18 protein-coding genes and 1 tRNA gene are annotated in these 13,964 nt (G+C 67.9%); 4 read left to right on the forward strand and 15 right to left on the reverse strand.

Features of this window, described 5'->3' with window-relative positions:
- Positions 1-215 precede the first annotated feature (215 nt).
- Entirely contained in the window at positions 216-860 is a 645-nt protein-coding gene (locus tag H305_RS55565) for a response regulator (RefSeq protein ID WP_420708216.1), read from the reverse strand.
- A gap of 166 nt (positions 861-1,026) precedes the next feature.
- Between H305_RS55565 and H305_RS0142585 the strand changes: the two genes are divergently transcribed.
- Both H305_RS0142585 and H305_RS0142590 read left to right on the forward strand, forming a co-directional pair.
- A tRNA-Arg gene (locus tag H305_RS0142585) sits at positions 1,027-1,098 on the forward strand.
- 305 nt (positions 1,099-1,403) lie between these two features.
- On the forward strand, positions 1,404-2,036 hold the full coding sequence (locus H305_RS0142590; RefSeq protein ID WP_234021444.1) for a hypothetical protein: 633 nt from the start codon (positions 1,404-1,406) through the stop codon (positions 2,034-2,036).
- 62 nt (positions 2,037-2,098) lie between these two features.
- On the opposite strand, the gene H305_RS48895 is transcribed toward H305_RS0142590, so the two are convergent.
- From H305_RS48895 to H305_RS0142660, 14 genes are all read right to left on the reverse strand, one after another.
- On the reverse strand, positions 2,099-2,968 hold the full coding sequence (locus tag H305_RS48895; protein ID WP_037767299.1) for a nuclease-related domain-containing protein: 870 nt from the start codon (positions 2,966-2,968) through the stop codon (positions 2,099-2,101).
- 106 nt (positions 2,969-3,074) lie between these two features.
- A complete protein-coding gene (locus H305_RS0142600) occupies positions 3,075-4,448 on the reverse strand; it encodes a tyrosine-type recombinase/integrase (RefSeq protein WP_028805805.1) in 1,374 nt (457 codons plus the stop codon).
- Positions 4,445-4,615, reverse strand: coding sequence for a helix-turn-helix transcriptional regulator (locus tag H305_RS0142605; protein WP_028805806.1), 171 nt, complete (start codon positions 4,613-4,615; stop codon positions 4,445-4,447). The genes H305_RS0142600 and H305_RS0142605 overlap by 4 nt, the downstream gene beginning before the upstream one ends.
- A 20-nt stretch (positions 4,616-4,635) precedes the next feature.
- Complete coding sequence (locus tag H305_RS0142610) at positions 4,636-5,925, reverse strand: replication initiator (protein WP_028805807.1); 1,290 nt, start codon at positions 5,923-5,925, stop codon at positions 4,636-4,638.
- A 152-nt stretch (positions 5,926-6,077) separates the two neighbouring features.
- A complete protein-coding gene (locus tag H305_RS0142615; RefSeq protein WP_028805808.1) occupies positions 6,078-6,374 on the reverse strand; it encodes a hypothetical protein in 297 nt (98 codons plus the stop codon).
- A gap of 13 nt (positions 6,375-6,387) precedes the next feature.
- Entirely contained in the window at positions 6,388-6,582 is a 195-nt protein-coding gene (locus H305_RS0142620) for a hypothetical protein (protein ID WP_028805809.1), read from the reverse strand.
- 10 nt (positions 6,583-6,592) lie between these two features.
- Positions 6,593-6,784 (reverse strand): mobile element transfer protein, encoded by a 192-nt coding sequence (locus tag H305_RS0142625; RefSeq protein ID WP_028805810.1) that lies wholly within the window; start codon positions 6,782-6,784, stop codon positions 6,593-6,595.
- Positions 6,784-6,984 (reverse strand): hypothetical protein, encoded by a 201-nt coding sequence (locus tag H305_RS0142630; RefSeq protein ID WP_028805811.1) that lies wholly within the window; start codon positions 6,982-6,984, stop codon positions 6,784-6,786. Before H305_RS0142630 ends, H305_RS0142625 begins: the two co-directional genes overlap by 1 nt.
- Before the next feature lie 20 nt (positions 6,985-7,004).
- Complete coding sequence (locus tag H305_RS0142635; protein ID WP_051371596.1) at positions 7,005-7,703, reverse strand: DUF2637 domain-containing protein; 699 nt, start codon at positions 7,701-7,703, stop codon at positions 7,005-7,007.
- Positions 7,704-7,757: 54 nt separating this feature from the next.
- Positions 7,758-9,131: an FtsK/SpoIIIE domain-containing protein gene (locus tag H305_RS0142640; RefSeq protein WP_028805813.1), complete on the reverse strand. Its 1,374-nt coding sequence runs from the start codon at positions 9,129-9,131 to the stop codon at positions 7,758-7,760.
- A gap of 4 nt (positions 9,132-9,135) precedes the next feature.
- A complete protein-coding gene (locus H305_RS0142645; RefSeq protein WP_028805814.1) occupies positions 9,136-9,486 on the reverse strand; it encodes a hypothetical protein in 351 nt (116 codons plus the stop codon).
- A gap of 156 nt (positions 9,487-9,642) precedes the next feature.
- On the reverse strand, positions 9,643-10,371 hold the full coding sequence (locus H305_RS0142650; protein ID WP_028805815.1) for a GntR family transcriptional regulator: 729 nt from the start codon (positions 10,369-10,371) through the stop codon (positions 9,643-9,645).
- Between the two features lie 106 nt (positions 10,372-10,477).
- Positions 10,478-10,861: an ATP-binding protein gene (locus tag H305_RS0142655; protein WP_078629538.1), complete on the reverse strand. Its 384-nt coding sequence runs from the start codon at positions 10,859-10,861 to the stop codon at positions 10,478-10,480.
- Between the two features lie 350 nt (positions 10,862-11,211).
- On the reverse strand, positions 11,212-11,952 hold the full coding sequence (locus H305_RS0142660; protein ID WP_028805817.1) for a GntR family transcriptional regulator: 741 nt from the start codon (positions 11,950-11,952) through the stop codon (positions 11,212-11,214).
- A 133-nt stretch (positions 11,953-12,085) separates the two neighbouring features.
- Between H305_RS0142660 and H305_RS0142665 the strand changes: the two genes are divergently transcribed.
- Positions 12,086-13,129: a DUF1152 domain-containing protein gene (locus H305_RS0142665; RefSeq protein ID WP_028805818.1), complete on the forward strand. Its 1,044-nt coding sequence runs from the start codon at positions 12,086-12,088 to the stop codon at positions 13,127-13,129.
- 487 nt (positions 13,130-13,616) lie between these two features.
- Positions 13,617-13,964, forward strand: a 348-nt coding sequence (locus H305_RS0142670) for a leucine-rich repeat domain-containing protein (protein WP_199791546.1), incomplete at its 3' end; no start/stop codon positions are given.

The raw sequence follows: 13,964 nt of genomic DNA on the forward strand, positions 1-13,964 counted from the left end.
ACCGGGGTCACCGGGGTCACCGGGGTCACCGGGGTCACCGGGGTCACCGGGGTCACCGGGGTCACCGGGGTCACCGGGGTCACCGGGGTCACCGGCGATGATCGAGACGACGCCGCTGATCGAGACGACGCCGCTGATCAGAACAAGGAACAGTGATCAGGACAGGACAGGACGGGACGGGACGGGGCGCTGTTCAGGACAACCGAAGCCCTTGGTCAGTGCCCGGCTCGTCCGGCGCGCTCGGTTTCGTCGAGGCCGCGGCCGGCATCGGGCCCGCTGCCCGCGTCGAAGGCGTCGTCGAAGGGACGCGCGCCGAAGGGATCTGCGTCGAAGGAGGAGTCCTCGAAGGACGGGTCGGACGAGCTGCCCTCACGACTTCCCGCACCCCCCTCGCGGCTCCCCGCGCTCTTGGCACGCTCGCGGTCGAGCTCACGCCGATCCATCAACTGCCTCACGAGCCGTACGAGTTCGGACGGTTCGAACGGCTTCGCGAGAAAGGCGTCGACACCGACGTCGAGACCGCTTTCGACCTCGTGCTGGGTGCAGGCGCTGACGATGGCGAGGGGCACGTTCCGCGTGCGGGGGTCGGCACGGAGGCGGGCGGCGGTCCGGAGCCCGTCGAGCCGGGGCATCACGACATCGAGAGTGACGACGTCGGGCCGCACCTGATGAATGACGTCCAGACATTCGGCACCGTCGGCCGCGGTCACGACCTCGAGACCCTCCAGTTCGAGGTTGACCCTGATCAGCTGCCGGATGACCTTGTTGTCGTCCACAACAAGCACCCGGCCGGACGCGCCTGGCACAACTCGAGAGTAGGTCCGCGCCCACCGCCGCGTCCGGGTTTTCCCGACTTCCACCCCCTGCGGGACCCGCGCCCCTCCCCCGGCCGGCCCGCCTGGACACGCCCGGCCTGCCCACCCCACCCCTCACAACACGACGCCTCCGACCACCAAAACCCGTGGCAATCACCCCCGAAAGAGCTGGTAGGGTTCTACCCGTCGCCGCGAACACCGCGCCCGACACGCCCCCGTAGCTCAGGGGATAGAGCAACGGCCTCCGGAGCCGTGTGCGCAGGTTCGAATCCTGCCGGGGGCACCCTGTATGAGGTGCCCAAAGACCCCGTCACCAGCGGAAACGCTGAGGCCGGGGTCTTCGCGTATGTGCAGCCGTATGCGGCGCGGAGCGGCCGTATGTCGGGGTCTGTGGACGAGGCGTGGACGGGATCTTGGGGCGTTGCCGCAGGTGACGCCGCGCATCGAAGCCAAGCAGCTGCGCCGCTCGCTATCGTCATCCCGGCATTGGATGGCGCCGCGGGTGGGAAGCCTGAGCGTTGCTCGGTGCTGTCGCGCCGTCTTCGACCGCCGCCAGCGGACAGACGATCGGACGAGGTGGGGGATCTCGTGGACGTGACCACGCTTGCAGTCGCGCTTATCGGCGTCGGAGGAACACTGGGCGGAACCCTGGGCGGGGCACTGCTCAGCCAACGCGTCACCCGGGAGCAGAACCAGCGTGCGGATAGGGAACGAGCAGAAGACCGTCACGACCGAGCGCAGGAAGCCAGACGGGATCTCTACGCCCGCCTGAACACCACGGCGCGCGCTTACCGAGTCGCAGCCCGAGACTCCGTCCGAGCAGCTGAGCGCGGTGAAAGCATCGAGCCAGCAGTCCTGGAAACCGCCAAGGACGCTTGGTTGGAGCAATACTCTTCGGCGCAGATGGCGCTGCCGAAGGATGTTCACGAGGTTGCCTCGACTCTCAACAGGGCGCTCGGAGTCGGATACTCCGTCGTCAAGCAGCTGCCGAGCAGCCCTGCCCCAGCCGAGTCGTACAACCGTGCCAAAGCTTGGTTCAGCGGCCCAATGTCCGACGGGGTGTACCTGTTGCGGGTCACCCTGCGCCATGACGTCGGCGTCGAGGTCGAACCTAACTTCGAGCACACCCGTACGCGGATGCTCATTGTGCTCGACACAGAGCGCAGGAGTCTTGAGCGGCAACTCGTCTCCGAACAGGCTCAAGCCATCAGGCCCGATTAACAGGCCTGGCAGGCAACGAGGCTCCCGGGTATCGCGCCACAGACCTCAAACACGAGCAAAAGTCATGTCGCCCTTGGGAAGGCCTGGCTCCAGGCCTGTCGATGGCGTGCGACGCCGTACACCTGCTCTACCTGCTCAGCCGTCAACACCCCTGAGAGCGGCGCCAGCGCCGCCACCTCACGCTCCTTGTACACGCGCACGCTCAGCTGTGTCGCGACCACCTTGAGATCGGTCACGCCGACGAAGACGAGCACCGGCTCCACCGGTACAGAGAAGCCGCAATAGTGCTCAAGCACTCGGCCTACTCGATTGGCTTCCGCCCGGCTCTTGCGCGCGTAGGGCGCCGGCTTTCCGTGATCGACCTTCACGGAGTCATCGCCGACCCAGACAGCCCTTTTGTGGTGGTGCTTCGTATTGATGCTGAAAACGCCACCGGGACCAATCAGCAAGTGATCGACATCCACCTCGTGGCCCAGAGGGATGGAGTGCAGGACGCGCCAGCCGTGCCGTGCCAAGCGGTTCAGCTCGGCTCCCACCCTCTGCTCCCCCGCAAGGCCCTTCCGCCAGGAGTCCCATTCGGCGGGGCGCCGCAGGAGCTGTAAGACGACTCGCTTGATCAGGCCTGGCCCGGATTTATCGAGCAAAGACTCGCCGGGACGGTTGGCGGACAGGTCGTCGGCCGCCGTCAGAGGCGGCAGCAACGGGGACGCCTCAGCCTCGGGCGTCCTGGGCGTCTTGTGTGGCGGGACCGGTTCGGGGTTGTTCCGTAAGTGGTCTGTCAGCACGACGATCACGTCGTCGCGATACTCGGCGACCAGGACCGTGATCTCCCCCGTCTTCACATCCGCCCAGCCGACCGCCGTGCCATCAGGCAGGTTCGCATACAGGCGGTCATGTCCGTACCGCTTCCAGCGCGTGACCTTCAGCTCCAAGAGTCCCCCTCGTCCGCTCTCGGCTCGAAGCGTCGCAGCAGGTAGGGCTCATGACGAGAGAGACCCCGGACAAGTTGCCCGGGGCCTCGGTGGGGTGCGGGGTGTCTCACTCGTACTCGCGCAGCAGATCCTCGATACGCCGGTTGGCGACGTCCTGCCGCCCGTCGAGGCACTTCGCGTAGCGGGTCAGCAGGACCTCGACGCTGTTGCCGGCGCGCTCGGCCACCTCGGTCGGATCGACACCGGCATTGAGCCACGTCGACAGCGCCGAGTGCCGCAGATCGTACGGGCGGCTCGCGAGCGGCGAGGCCGCGGCGGACGGCGGGAGCGCGATGAGCCGAGCCTCCTGCCACACGCGGTAGTAGGTCGAGGACGGGACGACCGAGCCCTTCTCGCTGAAGAAGAGCCGTCCGTCGTCCGCCGTGCCGAAGGTGCCCAGGTGCTCACGGAATGCGGCGACGAGGTGAGGCGGGATCGGCACCCGTCTGACGTCCTCGACCGGCCGGTTCTTCAGACCGCGGTCGTCGTGGGTCTCGCCCGAATCGGTCCACTGCTTGCCGACCGACGGACGAGTCCGGTGAAGCAGCGCCGATCCCCACCCCTGTTCGGGGAGGTTCAGGTCTGTCTCGACGAGGCCGACCGCTTCAGCCGGCCGGAGACCGCCGAAGTACATCGCAGCGAACAGACCCACCAAACGCCGACCACGGGCCCGCCGGTAGCCACCCACGTAGGAGACTGCCGCCAGGAGATTCCGAGCCTGCTCGGGGTTCGCGACGACGCGAGGGTCGACCTGGTTGGAGACCTTCGGCTTCTGCCAGCGGACAGCGGTGATCGGGTTCTCGCGCAGCTCCCCCAGGTCGACCGCGTAGTTGGCAGCGTTGACGAGGGTCCGCCGCTTACGCCGTACGGTCTCGGCTGCTGCAGCCGTGCCGTCGAGCTTGAGCTTCAGCGAGTCCAGCACCGCACGCGCCGTAGCCGGTTCAGCCAGATCGGTCAGCGGTCGCGATGCCTTCGACACCCAGTGAAGGACGTTCCGCACGTCGTCCGGTACGTCTCGGTCATCAGGCCCCGGCAGGACGAAGGCCCAGTTGCGGAGCGCCTGGCGGATGGCCTGATCGGACGGCCGTCCGGCCCGCTCGTCGAGGAGCTCCACGGTCACGCTGGTGAGCGATTCGTTGATGCCATTGCGCGTGTTGGGGGCAGCGTGGGGCCATTTCATGGCGAGGTACCGGAGGGCGAAGTCGTACCAGGACACAGCCGACTTCTTCGGTTCCATCGAGTCTGGAAGCCCGGATGCCCTGTCGAACTCCTCACCGTCACGCATCGCCCGCATCAGCTTCGAGCGGTAGTGATCGGCGAGTGCCTTCGTGCGGAACGAGTCGGAGAAGACGTTGCCCGCCACAGACCACCGCACGCCGTACGAGGGCGTCTTCGTATCCCGCTTCCGTACGGCCCAGACCTTCACGTCGAGAGACTTCACGCCGCGGCCTCCAGCTCTCGCAGCCACGTGGAGAAGTCACTCCGCCACACCCGGAGCTCCCCGTTGGGCAGCTTGAACGCGGCCGGCCCGTGCCCCAGCTCGCGCCAGCGGTAGAACGTCCGGCGAGAGACCCCACCCAGCTCGTTCAGGACCTGGCGCACGGTCATTAGCTCATCGCGCTGCGGGTTCACGTCGGTTCTCCTTCCGTGCCGAGGGCGGGTTCGAGGGATGCGGCGAGCCAGGCTTCGGCGGAGGACAGACCGATTCCGGCAAAGACCCAGTGCGAAAGAACGAGAGTCGTGTCCGGCTCGTCTTCGGTGATCACTGCGGCTTGCGCGCGACGCCACTCGGCGCGGGCGGTGCGGAGGGCGCCGAGGGTGGTGGAGTAGCGGCGGGACTTGGTGGAGAAGTGGCCGCGGAAGCCGAGCATGTGGGCCCAGGCCCGGAGTCGAAGTTCCTCTAACTCCTTGCGGGCCCCAAGAGTCCAGGCCGTTCGGATCAGCCGACGGGCGTGGCCGGTGATGTCGAGCTGGGCGAGTTCGGCAAGGAACTTCAGCGGGCGGTCGAGAGCTCCCGTGGCAGTCTCGGCGCCCTTGGTGGCGTACTTGGCGATGTACGAGGCCACGGCCCGCTCGGTCAGCTCCTGGCCACCGTCGAAGTCGGCGGAGCGAATCGCGCGCACGTCGATTTGCTTGCCGAAGGCGAACGCGTGCGGGCGTCCGTCGACAACGGGGCCATCGACTCGGCAGTGAGCAGCAGCGGCGCCTATCGCGTCCGCGAGCAGCTCGGCCGTAGCCCAATCCGGAGGCGGGGTGTCGCCGCCCTCAGGGCCGTCAATGCGGATGACGGCGTGGAAGTGGACCGCGCCGCGCTTCTGGTATTCGGCGACCTTGGCGAAGGAGACCCTGGCGAAGTCCGCGAAGTCCCGCTGGGTGAGGCCGGCCCGCTTGGCTATCTCCCGGCGGAGGTAGATGGAGAAGCGCCGCCAGAGCATTCCGGCGTGCGCGTTCCACAGAACGGCGCCCTCGTAGTCGTACGTCGTCGGGTCCAGGGGTGTGCCGAGCGATTCGTCGTCGGCCTCGTGGAGGAGTCCGCAGCGGCAGGCGCGGACGGTGCCACGGCGGTCCGTGGGCCGGTTGTGGACGGAGCCGAAGCTGGGAGCGGTGAAGGTGGCGAACACCTTCGGGTGACGAGTGACGCCGACGGGAGTGCCTTTGCCGCCCCGCAGCCCGGCGGTGATCAAGTGGAAGGTGTCCCGGCGGTAGGTCTCCGCGCAGGCCGGGCAGCGGGTCGCCCGGCGGTTGTTACAGCGTACGAGGAGGTTGCCGGCTGGGAGCGAGGCCGAGTCGAGGCGGTGGAGAACGCGGCCGATCTCGCCGGTTCGGGTATCGACCGCGTGCTCAACGCGGTGGCCGTCCAAGCGCACAGGCTGTGTACAACCGCCGATGCCGCGGAGTTGTTTGACGAGGGTGGGCATGCCCCCCAGGGAGACGAGCGCGCCCAGCTCTTTGACCGGGGGCGGAACGCGTCCGGTAGTAATGGGAACTGTCCTTTCGGTTTCGGTCGGGAGGTCCGCGCCTGCCGGGGCGGCGGGATGCTTGGCGGTATCGAGGCCGCCCGGCAGGCTGGTCAGCGCTTGGGCGCGCTGTTGAGCAGGGAGCGCAGCACCAGGGCCGCGATGGAGACGGAGACGGCCGTGATGGCGACCGTGGCCAGGAGCGCGGTCAGCACGACGCCGACGACGAGGACCGCAGCAACAGCACTCGCCCCACGGCCGACAAAGGGCGAGACCGAGCGGCCGGCGGACGCCATCGGGGCGTGAGCGCAGGAGCAGGCCGCCGGGGCGTGGTGATGCTCGGCCGGTCGAGCCGGCGTCTGTGCGATCGGTAGCGGAGCGGCATCGGGCATCTTCGGGCGCAGCAGCATGGTGGTTCCCCCTTCAGTGACGGGTGCCGTCGACGACGTCGACCCCGGAGCGGGTGCCGGACTCGATGGCCGGGGCGAGGAAGGTCTGAGAGAGCAGGAAGCCGAACAGGGCGATCACGACGGCCACCCACATCCGGACACCGAGGAACTTGATCGCGGCCCAGGCGATGACGCCGAGGACGAAGACGAGAGGCAGGCTGAGGGTCACGGCGGTCTCCTCAGCGGCCCGAGCAGCGGTGGGTGCGGGCCGCCAGTTCGGCGGCGGCGCGGCTGTCGTAGTCGGTCGAGAAGCCGCAGCGCGGTGCCGTGCAGGCGGCGGTGTGCTTCTCGCGGCCCCGGCCGTCGTAGTACGTGGCGACCTGGACGGGTCCGGTGCGGATCACTCGGCGGAAGCGGGGGTTGGCGGGCATCAGGGCAGCTCCTTCGGGATCTCGTGGTTCTCGCCGGTGAAGTCGGCGACGTGGTCGAGCAGCCACCGCCGGATCTCCTCGCCCTCGATGTCGTCGGCGACGAGGATCACGGGTTCGGCGATGAGCATTGCTTCGGTGAGGCGGTTCTGACGGGTCAGCTCGGCGGCGCGGTTGAGCGCGCGGAGCGTGGACGGGCGCATGGGCGGAAGTTCTCCTGGGGTCAGGTGAGTTGGGCGGCGATGACTTCGGCGAGTGGGCCCGGGACGCCGAGACGGGCTCGGAGGGTGTCGGTGTCGATGGGCGCACCGGTTCGGGTGCGGTGCTCGGCGGCGACCTTTCGCGCGTGGTCGACGAGCGCGGCCGGGAGCCGATCTGTCGGCGGAGCGGCGAGCGCGGGCCGCGGAACAGCGGGGACAGGCCGGGATACAGTGGCTGGGGTCGGCCCCTGTTGCGCCGTGTCGTCCGTCGACGCTTCGTGCGGTTCCGGCGTGTCCGGAGTCGGATCGGTGGGGCTGTGCGCGAGCAGCGTGCCGCCGAGGAAGGCGACAGCCGGCCACCCGGCCACGGCGATCCGGAGCCATGAGGGAACGTGGTCGAGGTCGAGGAGCCCGGCCGTGGCGATGTTGGCCCCGAGACTGGCGGCGAGCGCGACGAGGAACCAGGCCCACCCGGAGGCTTTGGCGTCTCCGGTGCGCAGTCGCTTCCAGGCGGCCACCAAGAGCAGGTCCACGCTCACCGGGTAGGCCCACGCCTTCCAGCCGTCCTGCCCGGCGGCGACCGCCAGGTCATGGAGGTGGGCGAAGGACAAGGCCGCGGCAATGAGCGCTTGGATCAGTACGGCGTCCACGCGGGCCGCAAGGGTGCGCGACGAGGAGTGCTCGGCCACCCTGATCACGTCCTCTCGTTCGGTTTCGGGCATGGCAGGGGTAGGGACTTGGCGCGAGTCGGTCGCGCCGGCCGTTGGGCAGGCGAGTCAGCCGGTCGCCGGACGCGGTTCGGTCACCGCGATCGGAGAGAGGGCGGACGAGGTGAGAGAGCGCGGACGGAACGGAGACAGGGCCGGTACGTCGGGTGCGAGGTCGGCCGCCTCGCGGCAGATGGCCGCAGCGTCGGTCAGCGACAGATAAGGGGTGCGCATGCGCGCCCATCCGCCGGAGGTGTCACCGGCCACGGACAGGCCGGGCCGTTCCGCCGGAATGGTGGAGGCGACGCCGACCGCCTCGGGGGCGATGTCGCCGAGGGCCATCTTCGCCGAGGCTTCGTCGTTGACGCGGTGGCAGACGCGTCCGCTGAGTTGGGCGCGCAGCATGGTGGCGCCCTTGCCCAGCTCGGCGCCGAAGCGCTGTCCGCAGATCTCCAGGTAGATGCCCGCGGCCCGCCCGAGCTGGGCGAGTCGGATCAGCTGGGTCACCATCTCGTCGCGCCGTTCCTCGTCCTTGCGGCTCGCCACGAGGAAGAGTTCGGCCACCTCGTCGACGAACAGCACGATGGCCGGCGGCCGTTCGTCGTCCGGTAGCCCCCATACGTCGGAGGTGAGCTCCTCGTCCGGCGTGCCGGGCGCGATGCCCTGACGGTCCTTGATCAGGTCGTAGCGGTCCTCCATTTCCTTGACGAGGACGGGCAACAGCTCGGCAGCCTCGTCGGAGTCGGTGGCCAACGCCGACAGCCGCGGAGCGAACGGCGCGAGCTCCACGCCTCGCTTGCAGTCGATGCCGACCAGCGCGACCGGCTGAACGGCGAGCCCCGTCAGCAGGTTGCGGAGGAACATCGACTTCCCTGACAGAGTCGCGCCGAGGACGAGTTCGTGAGGAACGGACCGGTAGTCGCGGACGAACACGGTCGCGTCCTCCCGCAGAGCCACCGGCACGGCAAGAAGGTCACCTCCCGCACGGCGCGGCATCTTCACGTCGCGCAGCACGTCGAACCCAACCAACCGCAGCTCGACCACGCCGGGCTTGATCTCGCGGACGTGGACCGCGTGAACGCCCCAGGCGTGCCGCAGCCGCTCGGACGAGGAAGCCACGTCCGCCGGCTCCTGGCCGGGAGCGAGCCGAAGCCGGACCCGCAGCCCCGTGGAAGTGGGACGGATCAGCCCCCGGCGCGGCGGCACCGGCCGGACCTCGCGGCGCGTGGTGGCCCGCACGGCCAGCGCCCGCAGTCGGGATGGCTGAACCGTCAGCCCGCACGCGTCCATGGTCGAGCTGTACGAGCCGACCAGCCGGGCCACCGACGAGGGCAGCCCGACGGTGGCCCAGTAGACCGACGGGTGTGCCTTCCTGGCGTAGATCGCCCCGCCCAATAAGGCGAGGGGTCCACCCAGCTCGGCCAGCGTCATGAGCTCGGACACGAGATCAGTTCTCCTGTCCGGCCGGGAAGGCACCCGGGACCACCGCGGCCGCCCGATAGGCAATGCCGTGGCGAGCCTGGCCGCTGAAGACGCTCTCCCAGGGGCGGGCGACGAGGCCGGGCAGGGAGACCGGAGCTCCGACAGCCAGGCCGTCCGTGATCCCGCTCTCCGGGACGGTCACCGCGATGAGCGACGACTCCCCCTCGTCGATGTAGACGACGCCGACCTTCATCAGCGCTTCCCCACTCACCGCGTCCTTGGCGATCTCGCCCGTCTGCCGGTCCTTGACCTTCGGCTCAGGCGCCTCGGTCAGCAGGATCGTCGCGGACGAGGTCTCAACTCGGATTGCACGCACAGAACTTCTCCTTCGCAGGCACCCGTCAGACGACCTGACAGGTTGACTTAGCAAGTCCGAAGTTAAGGAAGCCAGGTTGACTTGTCAAGTGGCTTGAGTGGCCTACCGCCCGGAGTCGCAGAGCATCAAATACCCAACCTTTGGTGCTAGTTGGACTCAGCCGAGCCGGTACGTGTCTTCAAGTTCCTGCCGATCGGCAGGAAGGAGAACATCCGTGACCTGCAAAGCCTGCCCGGCAACATCACACGCAACGACCAACACGCTCAGCACTGGCACCTCTTGAGGCATCGCCAAGAGGTCAGCCTCTTCCCGGCTGGGCAGCCGGGCCGAGACGCGTTCGGTTACGTGATCAAAGCGCACCTTCTTGCGCGCTTCCAGGTGAGCACGCTGCCCCTCACGCAGTGGAGACGGGACGGAGAGTTCGGTCCCTTCGGCCAGGCCGGCCGAGAAGTAGGACGAGGAGAGCTCAACCGGCTCACCGTCCCGCTCCACCAGAAGCCGCCGAACCAGGACCCTTGTCTGCTTGGGCACGCCGAGGAGGGACGCGACCCTCGGCGGCACGGGGACCTGATCGACCTGGACGAACCGACCCTGGACCGAGGATTCGTCGCGCTCCAGCGCGTCACGTCCCCGCCGATCCTTCTGCTCAACGACTTCCGGCCGCCCGCGGACGATGGTGCCGAACCCCTGCCGGGACTCCAGCCAGCCGTCCCGCTTCAGCAGCTCTAGCGCGCGGACGACAGTAGGCCGGGACATCCCGAAGGCTTGAACCAGCTGATTTTCACTCGGGACCCGGCTCCCCGGCGGGTACGTACCATCCTCGATACGCCCCTGGAGCGTCTGCGCCAGGCGCACATACTTGGGTGCAGCCACCTCGTACGCCATAGCCCCGCCTAGTGAGAATCCGCCAAGTCAACCTGTCAACCAGCCTACTCACGTGAGTGGGTACTGAACACCCGCAGACACGCAGGCGCCATGGAGCGGAATCGACTCACGGCTTCCACGCATCGTCGATCTGGAACCACACGACGGTCCCACCGAAGCGGCTGGGGCCGGCCGCCCAGGAGTCCGCCAGCGCGTTCACAAGGCAGAGCCCACGGCCGTGCGCGTCATTGGCTCTGGGACTGCGAAGCCGGACGTCCGCCGGGAAGCCCGGGTTGTGGACGTCGACCCGAAGGGACTCCCCCAGGCGCGACCACTCGACCCGGACCCGCCAGGGCTCTTCGGATTCCCCGTACAGGATCGCGTTCGTCACCAGCTCGGAGAGCATCAGGACGCAGTCGTCGATCGGACAGGCCAGGTTGTACGGGGCGGTGAACTTCCGGAACCACCGCCTGGCCCGAGCCACCGACTCGGGCACGGGATAGAGGGTCATGCCCCCGATCGGCGATGGTCCGGCAACCGCGGCTTCGGACTCTTCACGCGCATCCGCCATGAGCGCCACTACTCCCTACCGGTGCCGTCGCAGTCGAGACAGCGCCGCTTGGACATGGCACGGACGCGAGCATCAGCGGCGGAGAGCGCCAGGGAGGAGCGGGAGCCAACATGCTTCCACCCTCGCCCCCGACATCCACGGCAGACCGCTTCCGGCGAGACCTGCCGTAACTCCCCGCACTCCTGACTCACGTCCGTGCCCCCTTCCGGCTAAGTGGCCTTAGCCACTTACTGGATAGTGGCATTAGCCACTCGAAGCCACAAGCGGTTCACCCAGAGAGGCGCGGTTTTCTAGCTGATCGGGTAGCCCTGCTCGAACGCCCAACGCCCAGGCGGGTATGTGGCCTCGGCGAACTCAAGAGGCCGATCCTGCATGTCATACACCACGTGATGGACAATCAAGACAGCTTCTCCGGGCTCAAGTTCGAGATCGGCAGCCTCGCCCTCGGTCGCCAGGCGGGCACACATCCGGTCTTCGGCGTAGCTGCCCTGGCGACCTGTGACGCTCTCGACGTACATGAGCGTCCCCTCCTGGATCCGGTCAGGATCACAGAGCTTGGGCGCCCGCTCACCGACATCGGCACCAAACCACGAGGTAGAGATGGTAATGGGGCCCGACTCATTCTTGGTGACGCGGCGACGGTGAACGGCCCGGGCCCCAATTGCCAGACTCAGCGCCTCGGCCACATAGTCGGGAGCCTCCAGCCAGCCGGCGGAAGTGATGACCGCGTACTCGCCAGGGGTGTAGATCTTGCCGGTCTGCTTGGCGCGGCCGTAGAGCTCCCGAGCGCGCCGATTCACCGCGAGGCCCCGCACGTAAGTGCCCGACCCCTGGCGCTTCTCCACGAGCCCCTGATGACTCAGAGCCTCCAGCGACCGGGCCGCCGTAGGACGTGAAACGCTCCAGTCCGCGGCCAGTTGACGTTCCGAGGGAACCTCGTCGCCAGGCCTCAAGTCGCCTCGCAGGATCTGATCGCGGATGTGGTGCGCGATCTGGAGGTACTTGGGCTGGGTCTCTTCGATCTGCGGCATCGGAGCCCCTCCCTAAGTGGCTATGACCAGTAGCCACTATAGGGTGAGTGGCCAGCAGGGGAACCCGTACGCTGCGAGGGTGACCCGCTTGATGGTGGCAGCCGGAGGAGGGGGCGACGCAGTCGCCGCCGCAATGCTCGACGCAGCCCTCTACGGGGGTGACGACAGCCCGGCGATGATCCTCACCTACGCGTGGGACCGCCTCCTGATCGACCCGGTGCCAGGCCCCCGAGGGCCGGAGAACTTCACGGGCCTACGCCCCCTCACGCGAAGCGTCTGGACCGTCCCCGCCGACGCGAAGCCCGTCGCCCCCGCCGGCTCGACACTGCCTCGCCTGGCAGCGGAACTCCCCCACACCTTTGCCCTGATCGACCCCATGCACGGCGTCGAGGGCATCACCCGCCAGCTCGAAGAGCTCATCGAGCATTTGGCCCCTGAGTCCATCGACCTCCTGGACGTGGGCGGCGACATCCTCGCCAAGGGCGACGAACCCACTCTCCGCAGCCCGCTAGGCGACGCCCTCACGCTGGCCGCGTGCTGCCAAGTAGGCGCGCCTGTGCGGCTCTTGGTCGCTGGTCCCGGCTTGGACGGAGAGCTCCCGGCCGAGCTTCTGGCCGATCGAATGGGCGCGCCAACGCTGACGCTCATGGCTGAGCACGTCGAACCGATCAGCTCGGTCCTGGAGTGGCACCCGTCCGAGGCGACGGCGATGCTGGCAGCCACAGCCCGCGGGGTACGCGGCCTCTGCGAGGTCAGAGACGCCGGCCTGCCTGTCCCACTCACTGACGATGGCCCCGCTGTCCACGAAGCAGACCTGGACGACGCCCTCAACCGCAACGAACTGGCGCGCGCCATCCTCGCAACCGAGACCCTCGCCAAGGCGGAACAGCACAGCCGGGAAATCTGCGGATACTCGGAGATCGACTACGAGCGCAACAAGGCTAGTTGGCTCAGCAGCAAGCCGGAACAGGAGCTCGCCCCTGAAACCGTGCTCCGCCAGCTCGACCAGTTCGAGGCCAAGGTCCGCGACCGTGGCATCACCCACACGACGTTCCGCAGGATCACCGAAGCCCTCGGCCTCAACGGCAAGCAGCGCCAAGACCTCAGAGCCCTCCTGCTCAGCAGGCGCCCGGAGCAGTACGAAGCACCGCTGTGGCGCATCCCAGCCGAGTCCTGAGTAACAACCTTCTTTACTGGTTCAAGGCGGCTCGCTCCGCTCCCCGCGCGCGGCCTGGCCCCCGGCCGGGCCTGCGCTCCTGTCTCCGCCCCGCTCCAGCCCGGCCAGCGCCCGGGCCGCGCTCAAAGCATGCAGCCACCTGATGCCAGAGAAGGGGGTACGCCGTGGCTGGGGCGGTCGGCTCCACGGCTTTACGGAGCCACTTTGGCGCGAGCCTCGAAGATCATGACCCCAACGTCGTGCTTTAACGGGCAGGTCCACAGACTGCCCGACGCGCCGGAAGCTTACGGGGCCATGATCACTCGCGCCAAAGCAGCGCCACCCCAAAGCCGCTCCACCGACTTTCGCGAGGTCGACCCACACCGAAGGGCTTGCCACCTATAACTGAAGTGATCATTCCACATAGATGTCTTGCAACCTGTCTCCACGGAGACCCTGGAAATCAGAACCAGAGAAAACTTGAGCCGCTTCAAACTACTCTTGGCTTATGGATAGTCAGGAACTCCGCGAAGCCGAACAAAGAATCGAATCGGTCCGTCTTGGTGGATCTGAGGAGCTAGCTCTCAATGACCTTCTCCTGAGCGGTGACGAGCTAGCCAGGCTCATCCCGCACATCTCTCGGGTGCCAACCGTGACCGCCCTCGACCTCCGGGATGTAGACGCAGAGGCTTTGCCAGACTCGCTGGGCACGCTCACCTCGATGACCACCCTCAACCTCAGCGGCGCGAGGCTGGAAAACGTCCCGGAGTGGATCGGCCAACTCACGAACCTCACCACCCTCAACCTCAGCGGCACAAGGCTCGAAACCCTCCCGGAGTGGATCGGCCAACTCACG

The organism is Streptomyces sp. 142MFCol3.1 (assembly GCF_000424945.1).
In the GTDB taxonomy this organism is placed as follows: Bacteria; Actinomycetota; Actinomycetes; order Streptomycetales; family Streptomycetaceae; genus Streptomyces; species Streptomyces siamensis.